Origin of the sequence: Burkholderia sp. Ac-20379 (genome assembly GCF_017104645.1) — a bacterium.
In the GTDB taxonomy this organism is placed as follows: Bacteria; Pseudomonadota; Gammaproteobacteria; order Burkholderiales; family Burkholderiaceae; genus Burkholderia.
On record NZ_JAAGPF010000060.1, the window covers coordinates 12221 to 32323 of the forward strand.

A 20103-nucleotide genomic window follows, 5' to 3' on the forward strand; every position below is an offset into this window, starting at 1 on the left:
TTCGACAATCCTCCCCGGATCGTCGACAATCGCTGCCAGGCCGCCCTGGCCTCTCGCCGGGGCGGTCATCGATCGATCCGGAGCAGTCACGCTTCGAGATCCCATCCAGCGCTCGACGCGCCCACACGGCCCGCGCGCGGCCCATTGCCAGGCCACGCCGCCAGCCTCGATGCAACCGCCATCGCAACGATTCGCCCGCCTGCATCGGGGCCGTCCGCCATGCCCGCCCAGGCGCGTCAGACGACGATACCGGGATGCGCCGCGACGAATCTTGCGCTCGGCGCTCACCACTCGTTTCAAGACATATCATGCCCAATACCTCTGAGCTTCCTTCGTGGGACGACCTTCGCATCGTCAAGGCGATCGGCGACCACGGCGGACTGACCGGAGCCGCCGCCGCACTCCAGCTCAATCACTCCACGATCTCGCGCCGGCTGGCCACCATCGAAAAGAATCTCAAGGTCGCGCTGTTCGATCGCCGCCGGGTCGGCTACCAGCCCACTGCAGCCGGCGCCGACCTGATGTCCCTCTGCGAGCGCGTCGAAAAAGACGTCGTGGGCGTGGTTCGGCGGGTGGCCGGCAACCAGCAGAGCTACAAGGGCGATCTTCGCGTCACGACCAGCGATGCGCTGCTGGTGGACTTTCTCACCGACGTCATCGCGGATTTCCTGAAAATGAACCCCGGCATTCGGATCGAGGTGATCGTCGGCAACAAGGCGCTCAATCTGGCGCGCGGCGATTCGGACATTGCGTTTCGCGCCACGCGCAAGGCGCCGGACAATCTGTTCGGCCGCAAGCTGGCGACGATTGCATGGGCCATCTACGCGCAACGCACCGAGCAGCCAGGCCCGTTCCCGAGCATGGAATTTCTGCACCAGCGTCAATGGGTGTCTTATGGAAAAAGTCTCGCCGGGCTTCGAGCGTTCGACTACGTGAACGCGCACGTACCACGCGACCGGATCGTCTATCGAAGCGATTCCGTCGCAGGCGTCGCCGCCGCGATCGGTTCCGGCATCGGTATCGGCCTGCTCCCCTGCATGCACGCCGATCGGGTTCCGGGAATCATGCGGGTCAGCCCGGTCGAGGCTTCGGTTTTCGACGAGCTATGGGTGCTCACCCATCCGGACATCCGCAGATCGGGACGTGTATACGCGTTCCTGAAACACTGCTCGAAGGCCTTGCTGAAGCACCTCGATCTGATCGAAGGACGCGGCGCGAAATAACGGCATCGCTCGCAATACCCTCGTGAATCAAGTGGCGTCATGCCTGTCGACGCGCGTTTTCTTCTCTGCATTTTTGCGGAAATGGTTGCGAAAACATGCATGTCCGGACATCGGATGACTCAATTAGAATCGCTTCCGGCGCTGGGTGATCGATTCCGGTCACCGCTATCAGCGCCCGCCGTGCGAATCATTCGCATGGCGCATCCGAACTTCAAGAGGAACATTCCATGAGCATCGCAGCGATCGCGAAACCGGCCCGATCATTGCTTAGCCCTACTGATCATGCGCTGATGCTGATCGATCACCAATCGCAGATGGCTTTCAACACGAAGTCGATCGACATCACGTCGTTGCGCGCTCACGCAGGTGCGCTGGCGCATGCGGCGCGCGGCTTCAAGGTTCCGACGATCATTTCGACGATTTCCAGGGAAACGTTTGCGGGCCCGTTGTTCGACGAAATCCTGGAAGCGTTCCCCGACGCGGACGTGATCGACCGCACGACCTCCAATGCCTGGGAAGACGAGAATTTCATCGCCCGCGTCAATTCGCTGGGCAAGCAACGGCTGGTGGTCGCGGGCCTGCTGACGTCCGTCTGCTGCAATGGCCCGGTGCTGTCGGCCCTCGAACAAGGCTTCGAGGTGTACGTGGTGACCGACGCGTGCGGCGACTGCTCCGCCGAGGCGCACGAGCGCGCGGTGGAACGCATGATTCAGGCCGGCGCACGGCCGATCACGGCCCTGACCTATCTGCTCGAACTGCAACGCGACTGGGCGCGGGCCGAAACGTACGACGTCACGACCGGCGTCGCCATGCGATTCGGCGGCGCATTCGGCATCGGCATCAAGTACGTGAAGACGATGTTCGGCGCACAGGACGGCGCAAACGCTTGACGCTGCTTTCCGAACCGGCCGGAAGGCCTGCCTCTCCGGCCGGTTCGGCATCGATGCGACATCGGCAGGGGCGCGTCGGCCCCCATCGCTTCACCGCGAACACCGCTGGACATTCATTTGAAACCTTACCTTCTCTCGCTGTGCGCCGGCGTCCTGGTGGGACTGATCTACTCATTGCTCGGCGTACGCTCGCCCGCGCCCCCGGCGATAGCGCTGCTCGGCTTGCTGGGCATCCTGGCTGGTGAAGCCGCCATGCCCGGCGTCCTGGCTGTACTTCAGCGCATGCATGGCAAACCGGAAACGCCCCTGAGCGTTGGCACACCGAAATATCGCGAAACGCCGGCTGCTCGCATGCATGCCGATTCCGGCGAACGCGCGCCAGATTCCGAACGCAATCACGGATCATCCTTATGACGCCCCACTTCATCACTTCCCTGCTTGCATGGCCGTGGTTCGGCGTACTCGCGCGAACCGCATTGACGTTGCCTTACTGGACAAGCGGATTGTCCAAGCTCTCGAATATCAAGGCCGCGCTGGCCGAAACCGAGGAACTGGGGGTGCGCCCGGCTCGATTCGTTCTGGCTTGCACGATCGTGCTCGAGCTCGGGGGTTCGCTGGCCATCATCGTCGGCCGGTATACCTGGCTCGCGGCCGGCGGCCTGGCTGTCTTCACCTGCATTGCGGCGCTACTGGCGTATCCGTTCTGGCGCGATCGCGATCCGTCGCGCCGATTCAACGATCGCAATGCCTTTTTCGAACATGTCGGATTGATCGGCGGCTGCATGCTCGTATCGATTCTGGCGGCCGGCGGCCACGGGTAAGACTCATGGAAAGGACGCTTCGCAAGCCGCGCGGACGCAGCCGGGTCGTCGTCATCGATGCGGGGCGCGATTACCTGCTGATCCGCCAGATCGAGGACGGGCGGCGAATTTCATGCGAGCAGCGGTGGCGCCGGGTCGTCGCGGCTCGCGCCGGCTACTGCATGCTCTCCGGCATGCCGATTTACACGGGAGAACAGGTGTATGGGCCGCCCGATCAAACCATGCGGACACGGGAAGCGAGCATGATCTCGCTGCGCGCGATATCGGCCTGCGCCGAAACGCCGACCTGATACGCAGCGAGAAAAACGATGGGCAAAGACACCCGGCGGCGACGGGACGGAAAAAAATCGTGATGACGGAAAAGCAGATGCAGGGCGGCGATGAATCCGGGGATACCGAAGCGGTTTCGGCTTGGCGGAAAATCGTGGCGCAATTGAACGGAAATGCGATGGTCGGCAATCCGAAATCCCTTCGCGCCGGCCAGGCATCGCGGCACGCGCACATCGAGGTGCTCGAGCGCCTGGGCGACGGCGAGATTCTCGTCGCCTGGCACGACGCCACCTGCTGTCGATACGGGCATCAGCGCTGGATCTCGGCGACGGCGCACATATCCGGGCGGTGTGCGCTGAGCGGCGCCAGGATTGCGGAGGACGACGTGATCTACAAGCCCGAAGAGCGCCGGCCAAGGCTGATCAATGCCAGGGAAATGATTCTCGCCCGGGCGATTCGCCTCGCCCAACCCAGCCGGTGACGCCTCGTCGGGATCGATTCGCCGGACGAAACTGCCCGCATCGGGCCGGCTCCCCCGCCAGTCGGCTATGATGCGAGTCCTCTCCGAAGTTGCCCCCCATGATCACCGTCCGTAATGTCACCCTGCGCCGCGGCATCAATGTCGTACTCGATCGCGCCTCCGTCACCTTCGCGCCAGGCGAAAAAATCGGTCTCGTCGGCCGCAACGGCGCCGGCAAGTCGTCCTTTTTCGGCCTGCTGAACGGCACGCTGCACGAGGACAGCGGCGAGTTCTCGATTCCCGCCGCGTGGAAGATGGGCCAGGTCGCGCAGGACATGCCCGAGACGGAGCAGAGCGCGACCGACTTCGTGATCGAGGGCGACACCATCCTGCTGGCCGCGCAGGCGGAAGTGGACGCCGCGGAAGCCAGCGACGACGGCATGCGCATGGCGGAAGCCTACATGGCGCTGCACGACGCGGGCGCACACGATGCGCCCTCGCGCGCCCAGGCCCTGATTCTCGGCCTCGGCTTCAGCGACGCGCAGCTCGACCAGCCGGTCAACAGCTTCTCCGGCGGCTGGCGCATGCGGCTGCAACTGGCGCGCGCGCTGATGTGCCCGTCCGATCTGCTGCTGCTCGACGAACCGACCAACCACTTGGATCTCGACGCGCTGGTCTGGCTGGAAGCGTGGCTCAAGCGCTATCAGGGCACGATGGTGGTGATCAGCCACGACCGCGAATTCCTCGATGCCGTGACGCAGGTGACGGTGCACGTCGACAACGCGAAGCTCGTGCGCTACGGCGGCAACTACAGCAAGTTCGAGGATATGCGCGCCGAACAGCTCGAGCTGCAGCAGGCCGCGATGGCCAAGCAGGCGGACAAGATCGCCCACCTGCAGAAATTCATCGACCGGTTCAAGGCCAAGGCCTCGAAGGCGAAGCAGGCGCAGAGCCGGGTCAAGGCGCTCGAACGCATGGAGAAGATCGCGCCGGTGCTGGCCGACGCGGAGTTCAGCTTCGAGTTCAAGGAGCCGCTCAACGTGCCGAACCCGCTGCTGTCGATGCTCGACGCGAGCTTCGGCTACCCCGCAGCGGAAGACGCCGCGCCGGGCACGCCGCCCACCGTCATCGTGCGCGGCATCAACCGTTCCGTGCTGGCCGGGCAGCGCATCGGCATTCTCGGCGCCAACGGGCAGGGCAAATCGACGCTGGTGAAAACGGTCGCGCACGCGCTGGCGCCGATCACCGGCGAGATCAGCGAAGGCAAGGGCCTGAACATCGGCTACTTCGCCCAGCAAGAACTCGACGTGCTGCGCCCGCTCGACACGCCGATCGAACACATGATCCGCCTCGCCAAGGACACGCCGCCGCACATGCGCGCGCCGGGCCAGAGCGGCACGGAGCAATCGCTGCGCACGTTCCTCGGCAGTTTCAATTTCAGCGGCGACATGGTGCATCAGGCGGTCGGCACGATGAGCGGCGGCGAAAAGGCGCGGCTCGTGCTGTGCATGATCGTGTGGCAGCGCCCCAACCTGCTGCTGCTCGACGAGCCGACCAACCACCTGGATCTCGCCACGCGCGAGGCGCTGGGCATGGCGCTCAACGAATTCGAAGGCACCGTGATGCTGGTCAGTCACGACCGCTCGCTGCTGCGCGCGGTGTGCGACGAGTTCTGGCTCGTGACCAAGGGCGGCGTCGAGCCGTTCGACGGCGATCTGGACGACTACCAGCAGTTCCTGCGCGACGAAGCCCGCCGCATCCGCGAGGAAGCCGCCGCGAAGTAACCGAAGCCGCGGCCGGGCTACCCGATCGCGGGCAGCGCCTCCACGGCCGATTTCACCAGCGCCGCCAACGCCTGGGGATCGGCCAGCCGCGCCGTCGGCCCGGCCACCGAAATCGCGCCGCGCACCGCGCCGCCGCTCATCAACGGCACCGCCACGCACGTCAGGCCGTCGATCAACTCCTCGGCATCGAGCGCATACCCCTGCTGGCGGATCCGGGCCAGTTCCTCCCGAAGCCGCGCCGGTTCGACCAGCGTGTTCGGCGTGAACGGCTTGAGTTCGTGTTCGCAAATCCGCGCGAGCAGCTTCGCCTCGCCGAACGCCAACAGCACCTTCCCCACCCCCGTGGCGTGCAGCGGCCCGCGCCAGCCGGCCTCCGAAAACATCCGGATCGGATGCGGCGAATCGACCTTCGCCAGATACACCACGCGATCGCCGTCGAGCACCGCGAAGTGCGCCGTTTCGCCCGTCTGCTTCACGAGTTCGTGCAGCAGCGGCGTGACGCGTTCGGCCAACGCCGCCTCCACGCCTGCCCCCACCCCCTTGAACAGCGCCGCCAGGCGAAAGCTGAGCCGATAGGTCTTGTCGTCCTGAACGATCCAGTCGCGCTGGGCCAGCGTCTTGAGCAACCGGTACACCGTCGCCCGCGGCAGATCGAGCGACTGCGCCATCTGGCTGACGCCGAGCGCCGCCTCCGACCCCGCCATCAATTCGACCAGACGAACCGCGTGCTCGACGCTGTTGACCGTTGCAATTTCCGCCACCGCCGCTCTCCTCGACTTGAACAAAGACGAACACGCACCGCTTGCCCTGAATCGGGCGAGCGCCTATTATGTTCGATATTGATACTAACATGTTCACTATAGATACACAACACAAGGAGATCGCAGTGAGTGAATCGAACCTCGAATCGCCGTGGATGGCAGCCGTCGTGCAGGGCACGCCGGTGCCGTTCGACCAGCGCCGCACCCTGGAGAAGGTCGACGATCTGATCGCGTCCGCCGTGTCGCAACGCGCCAGGCTCGTCGTATTTCCCGAGGCGTTCGTCGGCGGCTACCCGAAGGGGCATGCGTTCGGCTCGTACGTCGGCGGGCGCAGCGACGAAGGGCGCGACGCCTATCGTGCGTACTGGGAAGCGGCGATCGACGTGCCGGGGCCGTGCGTCGACGCGCTGGCCGCCATGGCCGGGCGGCACGGTGTGCACCTGGTGATCGGCGTGATCGAGCGCGACGCCGGCACGCTCTACTGCTGCGTGCTGTTCTTCGGGCCTGGCGGCCATTACCTCGGCAAGCATCGCAAGCTGATGCCGACCGGCTCCGAGCGCCTGATCTGGGGCTACGGCGACGGCTCGACCATGCCGGTGCTCGACACCGATCTCGGCAAACTGGGCGCCGTGATTTGTTGGGAGAACTACATGCCCATGATGCGCACGGCCATGTATTCGAAGGGCATCCAGCTTTACTGCGCACCGACGGCCGATTCCCGGCCGTCGTGGGTCGCGTCGATGCAGCACATCGCGATCGAAGGCCGATGCTACGTACTCGCAAGCAATCAGTTCCTGCGGCGCAGCGATTATCCCGCCGCGTACGACAGCTTGTTCGGCGACGACCCGGACGCCGTGGTGCAGGCAGGCGGCAGTTGTATCGTCGATCCGTTCGGGCGCCTGCTTGCCGGCCCCGCGTTCGGCGAGGAAACCATCCTGACCGCGGAGATCGATCTGCGCAACGTCGCGCGCGGCAAGTTCGACTTCGACGTGACGGGTCACTACGCCCGCCCCGACGTGTTTCGCCTGACCGTCGACGAACGCCGCCAGGCGCCCGTCACCCTCATCCCCGCCGCGCCGCAGGCGGGCGCGCATCACGAGGAGCCACGCGCATGATCACCCAGGACGATATTCGCGCCGCCGCGCAGCGGGTCGCGCCGTACATCCGCACCACGCCCGTCGTGCAACTGGAGGCCGGCTGGTTCGACGTTCCCGGCGACACGTTCCTGAAGCTCGAATCGCTGCAGGTCACGGGCTCGTTCAAGCCGCGCGGCGCGTTCAACCGCCTGCTCGGCCAGCCGCTGCCGCCGGCCGGCGTGATCGCCGCGTCCGGCGGCAACCACGGCATCGCCGTCGCCTACGCCGCGCACAAGCTCCGCGCGCGCGCCGAGATCTACGTGCCGAGCCTCGCGACGCCGCTCAAGCGCAAGATGCTGACCGACCTCGGCGCGAACGTCGTGGTGGCCGGCAATACCTATGTCGAGGCGCTGGCCGCCAGCGAGGCGCGCGCCGCCGAATCGGGCGCGCTGAAGGTGCATGCGTTCGACGACGCCGCCACCGTCGCGGGGCAAGGCACGCTGGCGCTCGAACTCGATGCGCAATTGCCGGACGTCGACACTGTGCTCGTTTCGGTCGGCGGCGGGGGCTTCATCGGCGGCATCGCGGCGTGGTTCGCGGGGCGGGCCAGGATCGTCGCGGTGGAGCCGGTGCGGTGCCCCACCTTGCATCGCGCATTGCAGGCGCGCGCGCCGGTGGACGTCGAAACCGGCGGCATCGCAGCCGATTCGCTCGGGTGCAGGCGCATCGGCAACGTGCCGTTTTCGGTGCTCCTGCCGTCGGTGAGCGAATCGGTGCTGGTATCGGATGCGCAGATTCGCGAGGCGCAGCGGACGCTGTGGAACCGGCTCAGGGTGGCGGCGGAGCCGGGCGGCGCGACCGCGTTCGCGGCGCTGACGGCGGGGGCGTATGTTCGCGCGCCGGGAGAACGGGTGGCGGTGGTGATCTGCGGCGGGAACGCGGATCCGGCTTCGTTCGGGCAGGACGCGGGGTGATCGGGCGGCGGATGCCGGTCAAGCCGCATCCGCATGCTTGCTCGATCGACCTTCCGGCCCGCGCGCCTTCCGGCCGGCGCGAGCGAGCGCCTGGCCGACGCCGTCACCGCCGATCCGCTTCGTCATCCTGCGTAACCGGCGCGCGCCCCGCCGCCGCGACGCAGGCCCGGGCCAGCACGTCGGTGGGATCGACCAGCGTCACGCCCGATGCGGGCCGCTCGCCCGCCGGCAACAGCAGCGGCAATTCCGTGCACCCGAGCAGCACCACCCGCGCGCCCATCCGCACCAGGCCGTCGAGCGCCGCCTCGATGTCGTCACGGCACACGCCCTCGGTGAACCCCGCCTTCACGCCCCGTTCGCCGTAAATCGCCGCCATCACGCGCGCCTGCAATGCCGGCGGCGGCACGATCTGCGACAGCCCCTGCGCGGCCAGCGCATCGCCATACACGCCGCTCGCCAGCGTGCCCGAGGTGGCCAGCACGCCCACCTCGCGCAGCGATGGAAACCGCTCGCGCAGATACTGCGCCGTCACGCTCAGCATGTTGACGATCGGAATCGCGAGGCGCGGCTGGATCCGCTCGACGAACGCATGCGCGGTGTTGCACGGAATCGCCACGAGGTTCGCACCACCCTGTTCGAGCCGCTTGCAGGTGGCGTACAGCGCAACGGTCGGGTCCGGCCCGTCGCCGATCAGGTGCGCGGTGCGATCGGGGATCTGCGGATTCTGCTCGACGATCACCTTCAGATGATCCTGGTCGCGCGCGGCCGGCGTATTGCCCACCAGCTTGGCCAGGAAATCGACGGTGGCTGCCGGCCCGACGCCGCCCACCACGCCGATCCGAAACGGTTCGGGACGCGGCGGCGCGAGCCCGCCGGTATCGAGCACGTGGCGCGCGTACACGGCGTTCGCGTCCACCAGCGGCACGGGCAGCGGCCCGAGCGCGTCGGCCACGAGCGCGATCTCGGTCAGCCCCGGCACGATCGCGTCCACGCCCTGCGCGACGAGCGACGCGCACGCGCGCCGCAACACCGCCACCGGCCGCCCCGCCACCGCGCCCGAGCGAATGCCGCCCGCGCCGTACACGGCCTCGGCGACGGCATCGCCCGGGGCGTCGTCGTCCGCTTCGGGGTAGCACAGCGTGACGCCGTCCGCCGCGAAATACCGCTCGAACAAACGCTGCGTGCGCGTGGCCGCCGAGGCCAGCACGCCGATCCGCCGCGCCTGCGGCCAGTTGCGCCGCACGTGTTCGCGCAACGCCTCGACGATGTCGACGATCGCGAGCGAGGTATTGGCGCGCAGCTCGTCGATGAACGTGTGGCTCAGAAAGCACGGCAGCACCACGGTGGTCACGCCGCGCCGCTCGAAGTCGCGAATCATGTCGAACACGTAGAGCTTGCGCTCGGTGGTGGCCTCGCGATCCGATTCGACGCCGCGAAACGGGTGCTGCTCGAAGATCGCGTCGATCGGCGTCGCGCCGGCCGCGCGCATCAGCTTGTAGAACACGTCGGCGCCGGCCAGCGGGCCGAGCCCGCCCACCACGCCGTAGCGCCGTGCCGCGTCGGCGGCAACGGCCCGACCGGCCGGCGCGTTCATTGCGCCTCGCCCGGCAGCGCCTCGAAGCGCACGGCCTCGCCGGCCGCCGGCGCGTCGTGCGCCATGCCGGCCTCGCGCCGCGCTTCCCACTTCGCGATCACGGCGGTCGCCACGCTGTTGCCGATCACGTTGGTCATGGTGCGGCCCATGTCGAGAATCTGGTCGATGGCGAGCACCAGCGCCACGCCGGCCGCGGGCAGATGGAACAGCGGCGCCACGGCGGCCACCACCACCACCGAGCCGCGCGGCACGCTGGCCATGCCCTTGCTGCTCAGCATCAGCACCAGCAGCATCGTCAATTGCTGCGACAGCGGCATCTCCACGCCGAACGCCTGCGCGATGAAGATCGCGGCGAACGCCTGGTACATCATCGAGCCGTCGAGGTTGAACGCATAGCCGAGCGGCAGCGTGAAGCCCACCACCTTCTTCGGCACGCCGAAACGTTCGAGCTGCTCGGTCAGGCGCGGATACGCGGCTTCGCTGCTGGCGGTCGAGAACGCCAGCATGGCCGGCTCGCGCACCGCCTTCAGCAGACGGCCGACATCGCGGCCGAGGAACAGCCAGCCCACCGCCAGCAGCAGCACCCACAACACCGCCAACGCCGCGTAGAACGACCCGATCAGCTTGCCGTACGTGACGATCACGTCCAGCCCGCGCAGCGTCACGGCCGAAGCGATCGCGCCGAACACGCCGAACGGCGCGGCGCGCATCACGTAGCCGGTCAAACGCAGCATCACCGGCACCAGGCCGTCGATCGCGCTCACCACCACGGCCACGCGCGGGTCGTGCTTGAGCGCGCCGAGCCCAAGCCCGAAGAACAGCGAGAACACCAGGATCTGCAGGATGTCGTTGCGCGCCATTGCATCGAGCAGGCTGGTCGGGAACGCATGCGTGACCACGTCCTTGACGTTGAGGCCGGCGGTGTTCAGCCCGGCGACGGTGTCCTCGGCGCCGGGGCTCAGGTGCAGCCCCGCGCCCGGTTGCAGCAGGTTGGCGAACGTCAGCCCGATCAGCAGCGAGATCAGCGACGCGCACAGGAACCACAGCACGGTGCGCAGGCCGATGCGGCCCACGTCCTGGCCGCCTTCCATGCCGGCCAGCCCGGACACGAGCGTGGCGAACACCAGCGGCGCGATGATCATCTTGATCAGCCGCAGGAAGATGTCGGTGACGATCGAGAAGTAGCCGGCGATGGCCTTGGCCTGCGCGGCGTCGGCCGCGTTGGCATGGCACAGATAGCCGGCCGCGATGCCGAGCACGATGCCGGCGGCGATCCAGAAAGTGAGGCGTGATTTCATGTCCGTCCCTGATGCGCCGCGCGGCGGAACGGCCGCGCGGCGCGAAGCGATTGAGCCGACCGGTATCGCGACGCGCGGGCAGCGGATCGGAACCGAGGGCGCGGCCGGGCAATCCGGCCGTCAGAACGGATGGTAGGGACGGTCAAAAAAACTGCGATGCGGGTCCGTCATGCGCGTATGCGGATTCCGCATAGGGCCGCGGGCGCGGCCCGACAGCCTCAGACGGAGGCGCGCAGGTGCTGCCAGAGCGTGTCGAGGAACGCGCCGCGGTTGCTGACGTCGCGGTACACGCGCAATTCCACGTCCATGTGCCAGGCCGACGGCCCGGCCGGCACCAGTTCGCCGGCGGCCAGCTCGCGCGCGACGGCGCTTTTCGGCAGCCAGGCCAGCCCCTCGCCCTCGATCACGAGCTTCTTGAGCACTTCGGCCATGTCCGATTCGTAATGCAGCCGCAGCAGCGGCGTGGCGGGCGCGCGCGACAGCAACAGCGCCTGGCAACGCCCGAAGTAACTCGTTTCGGTGTACGCAATGAGCGGCAGCGCGGCCTTGGTGGTGCCGGGCAGCCGGAACATCGGCGCGGCGCGCGGCGTGGGCCGGCTGACCGGCAGCAGCGTGTCGAGGCCAACGGTCAAATGCGCGTAGCGCGCCGGATCGAGGTGCAGCGGCAGTTCCGGGTGGTGATACGCGAACATCAGCTCGCAGTTGCCGTTGACGAGCGACAGGATCGAATCGTGGACGTTGGCCGGCACCACGCGCGCCCGCACCTCGCCGAAGCGGGCCGACAGCGCCTTGAGCCAGGCCGGCAGGAAGTTCAGCGCGATCGTGTGGCCGGCCGCGATCTGCAGGCCGTGCCCGGCGATGCGCTGCTCGGTGCGGATGATCGCGCGCGTGTCGTGGAGCTTGTGCAGGATGTCGTCGGCCGCTTCGCGGAACAGCCGCCCGGCGGGCGTCAGCACGGGCGGAAAGCTGCTGCGGTCGATCAGCTCGGCGCCGATCCACTGCTCGAGCGACTGGATGCGCCGGCTGAAACCCGATTGCGTGACGTTCCGGAATTCCGCCGCGCGCGAGAAACTCTGATATTGCGCGAGGGCGATGAAATCCTCGATCCACTTGATTTCCATGCGGAGGCCGGCGGCGAGAAAAGTGAGCGGGCTGAATCTGCGCGCATTCTAACGCCGCGGCCATCGCAAGCGGAATCGAAGACTGTTGCCGCGCGCCACGCCGGTGCTTGCAGGGCCGTGGCGTTGATGCTGGAATAGCCGTCGACAAGGACAACGAATCGAGAGAGACCATGCACGCCATGCCGACGGGCCGTCGCCATCGCCGTTTTTCCGCGTGCTTCGCCGTGCGTTTAGCCGCGTTGCCGCTGGCCGCCGCGCTGCTGCTGAGCGGCTGCGCCGACGATCCGGCCGGCACGCATCCGCACTACACCGCCGCACAGATCGCCGATTTCTGCCTCGCGCGGCTGAAGCAGCACGACGGCCCGGCGTCGCTCGACGCGCTGCAGCCGAGGCAATGGGGCGACTACGTCAGTTGCCGAGTCGCGATGACCGTACTCACGCGCTACGCGCCGCCTGCCGACGCGAGCAACCCGGAGGCGATCGTCTCGGTCAGCTTCCTGCGATCGGGCACGGTCGAATCGGCCGACGTGACCGAGACGACCGGCGAAACCGCCTGGCACACCGAGGTGGTGCAGGCGCTGCACGACATCGAGCCGCTGCCGCCATTGCCGGCATCCGCGAGGATTCACCGGATCCGGCTGTCGGTTCGCTACCCGCGCCAGACCCGCTCCCCGACCGTGCCCGCGCTGCAGGACGAAAGCCACTGGAGCCTGCACGAGTGCGTGACGGTCGGGGGCGTCGCGAAGTCGTGCAACTAGACGCCACGCCGCCCCACGCCGCTCATATCAGCTTCATCAACGCCGGCACGCCGAGCACGGCCGCATAGAAGCCCATGAACTGCACGCCGGTGTTGAAGCTGAACAGCTTCGACAACACCCCGCCCACCAGCCCCACGGTCAGGATCACGGCCAATCCGGCCAGCCCGCCCTCCCACACGCCGATCACCACGATCAGCCCGGCGAACGTGGCGATGATCGCCTCGTGGCTCAGCTTGCGCGCCACGAACGACGCGGCGCGGTGCGCGTAGTTCATCGCCAGCGGATACGCGATCAACGCGGCCAGCAGCACCGCCAGCAGGCCGTAGCCGAGGAACGACCACGCCGACATCATCGTGTGCAGGTTGTGGATCTGGCCCGAGGCGGCGTCGACGAAGAAGCGCGGCGGCGCGTTGAACAGCGGCGCGGCCGGGCCGGCGGCCACCGGGCTCAGCGGCAGCCCGAACGCGATCAGCGGAATCAGCGCCTCGGCGATATAGGTCGCCTCGGTCACGCCGTTTCGCGCGGCGATCACGGTGGTCAGGCGCGGATACGCATGCTTGACGCGCGCGCCGACGATCTCGCCCGCCACCACCGTCATCGCCACCGGGCTGAACACGAACGTGGCGCTCGACAGCGCGGCGGTGCCGAGCGTCCAGCCCGTCTGGCTGCGGTCGAGAATCCGCAGCGGGTTCGGGAACCAGCCGCGCCAGCCCTTCAGGTCGGGCGCGAGCGAGAACGTGGCGAGCCGGTCGCGGCGCATCGCGCGCCGCGCGGGCGGCGACAGGATGCCGAACAGATCGGCGATCAGCGGGCCGATCGCGATGCCGAGGAAGTAGCTGACGGACAGCTTCACGCCGTATTTGCCCGTCAGCGTCTGCAGCGCGACGATCAGCATCACGAACGGAATCAGCAGCAGCACACTGGCCCAGCGCCCGGCCGAGGCATACGCGATCACGCACGCGGCCGCCAGGAACACCCACGGCGCGGCCTTCGAGATCGCGCCGCCGAACGGCGCGAGCAGCACCGCGAACGCCACGGCCAGCGGCACCGCCACGCAGGCCGCCACGATCGCGCCGGAGATCATCTTGCGCAGCGCGATGTGCGGCACGCCGAGCGCACGCAGCGCCGTGGCCTGCTGCAACAGCGGCGCGGCCATGGTGTCGCCGGGAATGCCGAGCAGCGCGGTGGGGATCGCGTGCGTCATGTGCTTGGCCACCGCGCCCGCCAGGAAGAACGTGAACACGCCGGCCGGCGGCACGCCGAGCAGCGCGACCAGCAGCGTGAGCGGCGCGATGGTGGTGGTTTCGTCGGTGCCGGATACCAGCCCGATCGCGGCGAACGCGATCGCGCCGAGCAGGCCCATCGCCAGCGCGACGGAGAAATCGGACAGCAGCGGAGTCATCGGCGCGCTCCCGGGGTGTCGGCCGCCGATGCCGAGGCATCGCGCGCGCCGCGTTCATAGGCGGCGAACACGGCCGTCAGGCCCAGTTCGTCCATTTCGGCGCGGGCAGCCGGGCTCAGGTCGTCGAGCGAGCCGAGGCCGCCCGATTCTGCGTCGAGCTGGGCCAGCACTCGCAGGCGCGCCGCCTCGTCGACGAGATGCTCGACCACCACGCGCTTGGGCTTGAACAGCTTCGCGCAGATCGCCCCGGCCGCCAGGCAGCCGCCCAGGCCCACCAGCATTGCGTAGGCGCGCGCGATCTGCGGATCGGCCACCACCGGCGCGAGCAGCGCACGGCCTGCCAGAAAGGCGCCCAGCGCCACGCCCACGCCGATCGCGACCGACCAGCCGAGATGGCGCAAGTCGACGGTATCGCCCCACACTTCGGCCAGCGGCGCGTCGGTCGCGGTGTCGTGCAAGGCACGCGGCGGCGCGAGCGCGGCCGATTCCGCGCGAATCTCGTTCATCTGTCTCCTCCTTCGTGATGGAGTGTGCTGCGCGGCCGGGGTGGATCCCGCGGTCCGCGTGCGCGCAGGCCCGATGGCGTGCATGCGCGGTACTGCCCAGCGCGAAACGGCGCCGGCACGATGGCGTGCCGGCGCGGCCTCGCGCGTTGCTTCGTACTCCGTGCGGCCCGCTCGCTACGCTGCGGCGGGCCTCGCGGTTCGGTTACGCGCCGTTCAGTCGCGCGGCCCGGCCAGCAATTGCAGCGCGTAATCGGTGCGCACATCGCGGGCGGCGGCCATCTTCTTCGCCACCCAGTCGACATCCGCGCCGGTTGCGCCCGCCGCGATCGCGATATTGCGCGCATGCAGCGCCATGTGGCCGCGCTGGATGCCTTCGGTGGCCAGCGCGCGCAGCGCGCCCAGGTTCTGGGCCAGGCCCACCGCCGCCGCGATCTCGCCGAGCCGCTGCGCCGATTCCACGCCGAGGATCTTCAGCGCGGCGCGCGCCAGCGGATGCGTGCGCGTCGCGCCGCCCACCAGGCCCACCGGCATCGGCAGCTCGATGGTGCCGACCAGATCGCCGTTGGCGGCCTTTTCCCAGGTGGTCAGCGACGTGTAGCGGCCACTGCGGCTCGCATAGGCGTGCGCGCCCGCTTCCACGGCGCGCCAATCGTTGCCGGTGGCCACGATCACCGGATCGATGCCGTTCATGATGCCCTTGTTGTGCGTCGCCGCGCGATACGGATCGATCGCGGCGAACTCGTAGGCGTCGATCACGCGCTCGATCACGTCCTCGCCCGCGTATTCGCGCGTGGTCAGCGTCGCCGCCGAATAGCGCACGTGCGCGCGGGCCAGCCGCAGGTCGGCCAGGTTCGACAGGATGCGCAGCCGCACCGTGCCGCCCGTCAGCGCCTCCACCTTGCCGGCCACGGCCTCGGCCATGGTGTTGACGGTGTTCGCGCCCATCGCGTCGCGCACGTCCACGATCAGGTGCGCCACCACCATCGCGCCGCGCGACGTATCGGGGAACACGTGCACCTCGATGTCGCGGCAGCCGCCGCCGAGCTTGACCAGCACCGCGTCGCGCGAGTTGGCCAATTCGATCAGTTCGGCCTTGTTGGCAAGGATCGTCTGGCGCGCGCCGTACGGATCGTCGATGCCGAGGATCTGCACCTGGGCGCGCATCAGCGGGCCGGTGCTGGAGGTGCGGAAGCCGCCGGCCTCGCGCGAGAGCTTGGCCATGAACGAGGCGGCCGCCACGATCGACGGCTCCTCCACCGCCATCGGCACCAGCACGTCCTCGCCGTTGATGCGGAAATAGCCGGCCACCGCGAGCGGCAGCTCGAACGTGCCGATCACGTTCTCGATCATGCCGTTGGCGGTGTCGAGCGGCAGCGCGCCGGGCTTGGCCAGCAGCGCGTGCTGCGTGTCGTCGAGGCCGGCGGCCACGGCGATCCGCGACAGGCGTTCGGCGGGCGTGAGGGAACGGAAATCGGGCAGGGCGGAATCGATGGGCATCGGGGTCGTCTCCTTCGGTGTTGGATCGGCCCCGCGTATTCCAGTGTTGCGGGGCCGGTTCGAATGGACGAATAATAGGCGCGCTGTACCTCAATGAAAGGTACAGTTCCCAACAACACTCGCTGCGCTGTACCCAACACAGTGCGCGGGCCTCCAGGAGCGGACGCGATGATACGGCGCGCAGGAACCACGCTGTCTGAAGCGATTGCGGACAATCTCGCCAGACAGATCGAGGAAGGCGTGTTGCCGGCCGGCAGCAAGCTGCCGTCGATCAGGGAATATGCGGATGCCTCGAACTGCTCGAAAAACACCGTGGTCAGCGCGTTCGACATCCTGACCGCGAACGGCCTGATCGAGCCGCGCCGCGGCTCCGGCTTCTTCGTGTGCCGGCGCGCGAGCGCCGCCGCCGCGCCCGGCGCCGATCCCGACGACGCCACCACGCTCGACCGCGCGATGGACGTGGTCTGGCTGATGCGCGAGCAGTTGCACGAAAGCGCCAACGTGCTGAACCTCGGCGAGGGCTTCCCGCCGGTGGACTGGCTCGCCAAGACGCGGCTCGACCTGTACCACCAGCGCGTGGTGCGCACCGGCGTGGCCTCGTTGTTCCGCTACGGCAGCCGTTACGGCTACCTGCCGCTGCGCCAGTCGCTGCAGCAAAAGCTGGCCGGCTACGACATCGACGCCCAGCCCTCGCAGATCGTCCTCACGCACGGCGCGAACCAGGCGATCGACATCGTGCTGCGCTACTTCGTGCATCCGGGCGACGCGGTGCTGGTGGACGATCCCGGCTACTACCCGCTGTTCGGCAAGCTCAAGCTGAGCGGCGCGAGAATCGTCGGGATTCCTCGCGAAACCGACGGCCCGTCGATCACCGCGCTCGAAGCCGAACTGGCCGCGCACCGGCCCAGGCTGTTCTTCACGCAATCGGTGGGCCACAACCCCACCGCCACCGATACCTCCGCCGCCAAGGCGCACCGCATCCTGCAACTGGCCGACGCCTACGATCTGACGATCGTCGAGGACGACGCGCTGGCCGACCTCAAGCCGCGCACGCTGACGCGCATCGCCACGCTCGATCAGTTGCGCCGCACGATCTACATCGGCAGCTTCGCGAAATCGGTGTCGGCGGCGCTGCGGGTGGGTTTCCTCGCCTGCGACGCCGGGCTGGCCAGCGATCTGGCCGACGTCAAGATGCTGATGCACGTGAGCAGTTCGGAGTACTGCGAACGCACCATCGACGCGATCGTCAGCGACGGCCACTTCCTGCGTCATACGAACTTCCTGCAGGACAAGCTGCGGCGCGCGACCGAAACCGGCCTCGTGGCGCTGCGGCGGCTCGGCGCCGACGTGTTCCGCGAAAGCGATCAGAGCCTGTACCTGTGGGCCGCGCTGCCGGGCTGGCCCGATTCGATGCAGCTTGCACAGGCGCTGCTCGAACAGGGCGTGATCCTCGCGCCGGGCGCCGTGTTCGCGCCCGGTGCGGATCGGCTGTCGGCCTATTGCCGCTTCAACGTGGCGTATCTGTCCGACAAGCGTTTCGTGGCCGCGCTGAAGGCGGTGTCCCAGGGCTGAGCGCGTTCAGCGCGCCGCGCTCCGGCGCAGCGCGAACGCGCCCGCCGCACAGGCCAGCATCGCCACGCCGGCCAGCAGGAACGCGTCGCTGTAGGCCATCAGCAGCGCCTCGCGCGTCACCGTGCGGTCGATCAGCGCGAGCGCGAGGCGATGCACGCCGCCCGTGCCATCGAGCGGCAACGCCTGCGGCCGCGCCAGATGCAACCCGTCGATCGCGCGCGTCAACGCGGCCATGCGCTCCCGGTACGCGGCCGAGAACGGCGTGACGGCCTCGCCGATCCGCATCGCATGGAGCTTTTCGCGCTCCACCACGATCTGGCTCGCGATCGCGATGAACACCGCGCCGCCCACGTTGCGCACCATCGTGAACACGCCCGAGGCCGAGCCGAGCTGCGACTTCTCGATGCCGTCCACGGCCATCACCGACAGCGCGATCACCACCAGCGACTGGCCGATGCCGCGCACCACCAGCGACGGCACGATCACGTTGGCGGCCGAATCGGCGTCGAGCCGGATGTTCATCAGGCAGCCGGCCGCCACCAGCGCGAAGCCCGCCACGATGGTGGCGCGCGGCCCGATGCGGCGCATCAGCGGCGGCGTCAGGAACGACATCGCGAACTGCACGAGCCCGTACGGGATCATCGCGAGGCCGATGTCGCGCGCGCTGTAGCCCTGCACCTCGGCGAAATAGTTCGGCACCAGAAACACCACGCCGAACACCACCCCGCCGAACAGAAACTGCATGAGGCTCGCCAGGCCGAAGTTGTAGCGGCCCAGCAGACGCAGGTTGATGAACGGATCGGCGCGCCGCAATTCGATCGCGACGAACGCCGCGATGCCCGCCGCGGCCAGCGCCGACAGCAGCACGATGCCGCCCGACGCGAACCAGTCGTGCCGCTCGCCCTCCTCCAGCACGATCTGCAACGCGCTCAGGCCGATCGCCATGGTCGCGATGCCGCCCCAATCGGCACGCCGCAACTGGCCCGGATCCGCCGGCACCGGGCGGATCGACCACGCGATCGCCGCCACCAGCGCGAGCGCGGGCGGCACCTGCAGATAGAAGATCCAGCGCCAGGAATAGGTGTCGGTCAGCCAGCCGCCCAGCGACGGCCCCGCCGCCTGCGCGACGTTGTTGGCGACCGCGAACAGCGCCATGCCGAGCGGATGGCGCGACTTCGGCAGCTCGGTCACGATCAGTTGGAACGACAGCGGAATCAGCACGCCGCCGAACGCGCCCTGCAACGCGCGCGCGGCGATCATCGCGCCGACGTTCGGCACCATCGAGCACGCGATCGAGAACACCAGGAAGCCCGACGCGCCCACCAGCAGCACGCGGCGCGCCGAGAACACGCGCACCAGCCAGCCCGTCAGCGGAATCACGACGATCTCGGCGACGAGATAGGCGGTGGTGATCCACGAGCCTTCCTCGAAGCTCGCGCCGAGCGAGCCGCGAATGTCGGGCAGCGAGGCGTTCGTCACATGCACGTTCATGCCGGCCATGAAGCAGCCCACCACGCCGCCGAGCACCGCCACCCAGGCGCGCAGCGAGACGGCTTCATGGCCGCCGGCCGCCGCGCTCACGGCCGCGCTCCGTGTGCGGCGGCCGTGCCGCCCACGCCTGCGCCCGCGCCGTCATCGCGCGTATCGACATGCGCGATCACCGACATGCCGGGCCGCAGCACCACGTCGCCCGGCAGCGTATCCACGGCGATCTTCACCGGCACGCGCTGCACCACCTTCGTGAAATTGCCGGTGGCGTTGTCGGGCGGCAGCAGCGCGAACTGCGCGCCGGAGCCGGGCGCGATGCCCACCACGCGGCCGTGCAGCGCGCGGCCCGAATACGTATCGACGTCGATGCGCACCGGCTCGCCCGCGCGCATCGCGGCGAGCTGCGTCTCCTTGAAGTTCGCGACGACATAGCTTTCGTGCAGCGGCACCACCGCCAGCAGCGGCGTGCCGGCCTCGACATATTGCCCCGCGCGCACGGCGCGCTGGCCCACCACGCCGTCGCGCGTGGCGCGGATCCGCGTGTGCTCGAGATCGAGGCCAGCCAGCGCCCGTTGCGCCTGCGCGGCGGCCAGTCGGGCCTGCGCCGC

20 protein-coding genes are annotated in these 20103 nt (G+C 68.4%); 11 read left to right on the plus strand and 9 right to left on the minus strand.

The features are described 5' to 3' along the window. The first annotated feature begins 308 nt into the window (after nucleotides 1–308). From G3N92_RS10930 to G3N92_RS10960, 7 genes are all read left to right on the plus strand, one after another. Entirely contained in the window at nucleotides 309–1223 is a 915-nt protein-coding gene (locus tag G3N92_RS10930) for a LysR family transcriptional regulator (RefSeq protein ID WP_206127485.1), read from the plus strand. Nucleotides 1224–1450: 227 nt separating this feature from the next. Continuing rightward, nucleotides 1451–2113: an isochorismatase family protein gene (locus G3N92_RS10935; RefSeq protein WP_206127486.1), complete on the plus strand. Its 663-nt coding sequence runs from the start codon at nucleotides 1451–1453 to the stop codon at nucleotides 2111–2113. 117 nt (nucleotides 2114–2230) lie between these two features. Then, nucleotides 2231–2527 carry a DUF1427 family protein gene (locus G3N92_RS10940; protein ID WP_206127487.1) on the plus strand — a complete coding sequence of 99 codons (297 nt, stop codon included), beginning with the start codon at nucleotides 2231–2233 and terminating at the stop codon, nucleotides 2525–2527. Continuing rightward, nucleotides 2524–2934, plus strand: coding sequence for a DoxX family protein (locus G3N92_RS10945; RefSeq protein ID WP_206127488.1), 411 nt, complete (start codon nucleotides 2524–2526; stop codon nucleotides 2932–2934). Before G3N92_RS10940 ends, G3N92_RS10945 begins: the two co-directional genes overlap by 4 nt. Before the next feature lie 5 nt (nucleotides 2935–2939). Further along, nucleotides 2940–3224, plus strand: coding sequence for a DUF3331 domain-containing protein (locus G3N92_RS10950; RefSeq protein ID WP_206127489.1), 285 nt, complete (start codon nucleotides 2940–2942; stop codon nucleotides 3222–3224). A 62-nt stretch (nucleotides 3225–3286) separates the two neighbouring features. Continuing rightward, on the plus strand, nucleotides 3287–3685 hold the full coding sequence (locus G3N92_RS10955) for a DUF3331 domain-containing protein (RefSeq protein WP_206127502.1): 399 nt from the start codon (nucleotides 3287–3289) through the stop codon (nucleotides 3683–3685). A gap of 98 nt (nucleotides 3686–3783) precedes the next feature. Further along, nucleotides 3784–5448 (plus strand): ATP-binding cassette domain-containing protein, encoded by a 1665-nt coding sequence (locus G3N92_RS10960; RefSeq protein ID WP_206127490.1) that lies wholly within the window; start codon nucleotides 3784–3786, stop codon nucleotides 5446–5448. Nucleotides 5449–5465: 17 nt separating this feature from the next. Here G3N92_RS10960 and G3N92_RS10965 read toward each other — a convergent pair whose 3' ends face one another. Next, nucleotides 5466–6209, minus strand: coding sequence for an IclR family transcriptional regulator (locus G3N92_RS10965; protein ID WP_206127491.1), 744 nt, complete (start codon nucleotides 6207–6209; stop codon nucleotides 5466–5468). A 125-nt stretch (nucleotides 6210–6334) separates the two neighbouring features. Here G3N92_RS10965 and G3N92_RS10970 point away from each other — a divergent pair, with 125 nt between their 5' ends. After that, nucleotides 6335–7324 carry a nitrilase-related carbon-nitrogen hydrolase gene (locus G3N92_RS10970; protein ID WP_206127492.1) on the plus strand — a complete coding sequence of 330 codons (990 nt, stop codon included), beginning with the start codon at nucleotides 6335–6337 and terminating at the stop codon, nucleotides 7322–7324. After that, nucleotides 7321–8259 (plus strand): threonine/serine dehydratase, encoded by a 939-nt coding sequence (locus tag G3N92_RS10975; protein ID WP_206127493.1) that lies wholly within the window; start codon nucleotides 7321–7323, stop codon nucleotides 8257–8259. Before G3N92_RS10970 ends, G3N92_RS10975 begins: the two co-directional genes overlap by 4 nt. 103 nt (nucleotides 8260–8362) lie before the next feature. On the opposite strand, the gene G3N92_RS10980 is transcribed toward G3N92_RS10975, so the two are convergent. The 3 genes from G3N92_RS10980 to G3N92_RS10990 form a co-directional block, all read right to left on the minus strand. Then, nucleotides 8363–9853, minus strand: a complete 1491-nt coding sequence (locus tag G3N92_RS10980; RefSeq protein ID WP_206127494.1) for an amino acid racemase — start codon at nucleotides 9851–9853, stop codon at nucleotides 8363–8365. Further along, nucleotides 9850–11151, minus strand: coding sequence for a dicarboxylate/amino acid:cation symporter (locus G3N92_RS10985; protein ID WP_206127495.1), 1302 nt, complete (start codon nucleotides 11149–11151; stop codon nucleotides 9850–9852). The genes G3N92_RS10980 and G3N92_RS10985 overlap by 4 nt, the downstream gene beginning before the upstream one ends. A gap of 218 nt (nucleotides 11152–11369) precedes the next feature. Continuing rightward, the gene (locus G3N92_RS10990) at nucleotides 11370–12272 is read right to left on the minus strand and encodes a LysR substrate-binding domain-containing protein (RefSeq protein WP_206127496.1); all 903 of its coding nucleotides are present in this window, start codon (nucleotides 12270–12272) and stop codon (nucleotides 11370–11372) included. A gap of 170 nt (nucleotides 12273–12442) precedes the next feature. Here G3N92_RS10990 and G3N92_RS10995 point away from each other — a divergent pair, with 170 nt between their 5' ends. Continuing rightward, nucleotides 12443–13030, plus strand: coding sequence for a TonB C-terminal domain-containing protein (locus tag G3N92_RS10995; protein WP_206127497.1), 588 nt, complete (start codon nucleotides 12443–12445; stop codon nucleotides 13028–13030). 22 nt (nucleotides 13031–13052) lie between these two features. Here the strand turns inward: G3N92_RS10995 and G3N92_RS11000 are convergent, their stop codons facing one another. From G3N92_RS11000 to G3N92_RS11010, 3 genes are all read right to left on the minus strand, one after another. Continuing rightward, a complete protein-coding gene (locus G3N92_RS11000) occupies nucleotides 13053–14432 on the minus strand; it encodes a tripartite tricarboxylate transporter permease (protein ID WP_206127498.1) in 1380 nt (459 codons plus the stop codon). Further along, entirely contained in the window at nucleotides 14429–14938 is a 510-nt protein-coding gene (locus G3N92_RS11005; RefSeq protein ID WP_241014720.1) for a hypothetical protein, read from the minus strand. Before G3N92_RS11005 ends, G3N92_RS11000 begins: the two co-directional genes overlap by 4 nt. A gap of 213 nt (nucleotides 14939–15151) precedes the next feature. Beyond that, nucleotides 15152–16435 (minus strand): hydroxymethylglutaryl-CoA reductase, degradative, encoded by a 1284-nt coding sequence (locus G3N92_RS11010; RefSeq protein WP_206127499.1) that lies wholly within the window; start codon nucleotides 16433–16435, stop codon nucleotides 15152–15154. Nucleotides 16436–16603: 168 nt separating this feature from the next. On the opposite strand from G3N92_RS11010, the gene G3N92_RS11015 reads away from it, so the two are divergent. Next, entirely contained in the window at nucleotides 16604–18007 is a 1404-nt protein-coding gene (locus G3N92_RS11015; RefSeq protein WP_206127500.1) for a PLP-dependent aminotransferase family protein, read from the plus strand. Between the two features lie 6 nt (nucleotides 18008–18013). On the opposite strand, the gene G3N92_RS11020 is transcribed toward G3N92_RS11015, so the two are convergent. Then, nucleotides 18014–19588, minus strand: coding sequence for an MDR family MFS transporter (locus G3N92_RS11020; protein WP_339385887.1), 1575 nt, complete (start codon nucleotides 19586–19588; stop codon nucleotides 18014–18016). After that, nucleotides 19585–20103, minus strand: a 519-nt coding sequence (locus tag G3N92_RS11025) for an HlyD family secretion protein (protein ID WP_206127501.1), incomplete at its 5' end; no start/stop codon positions are given. The genes G3N92_RS11025 and G3N92_RS11020, both read right to left, overlap by 4 nt.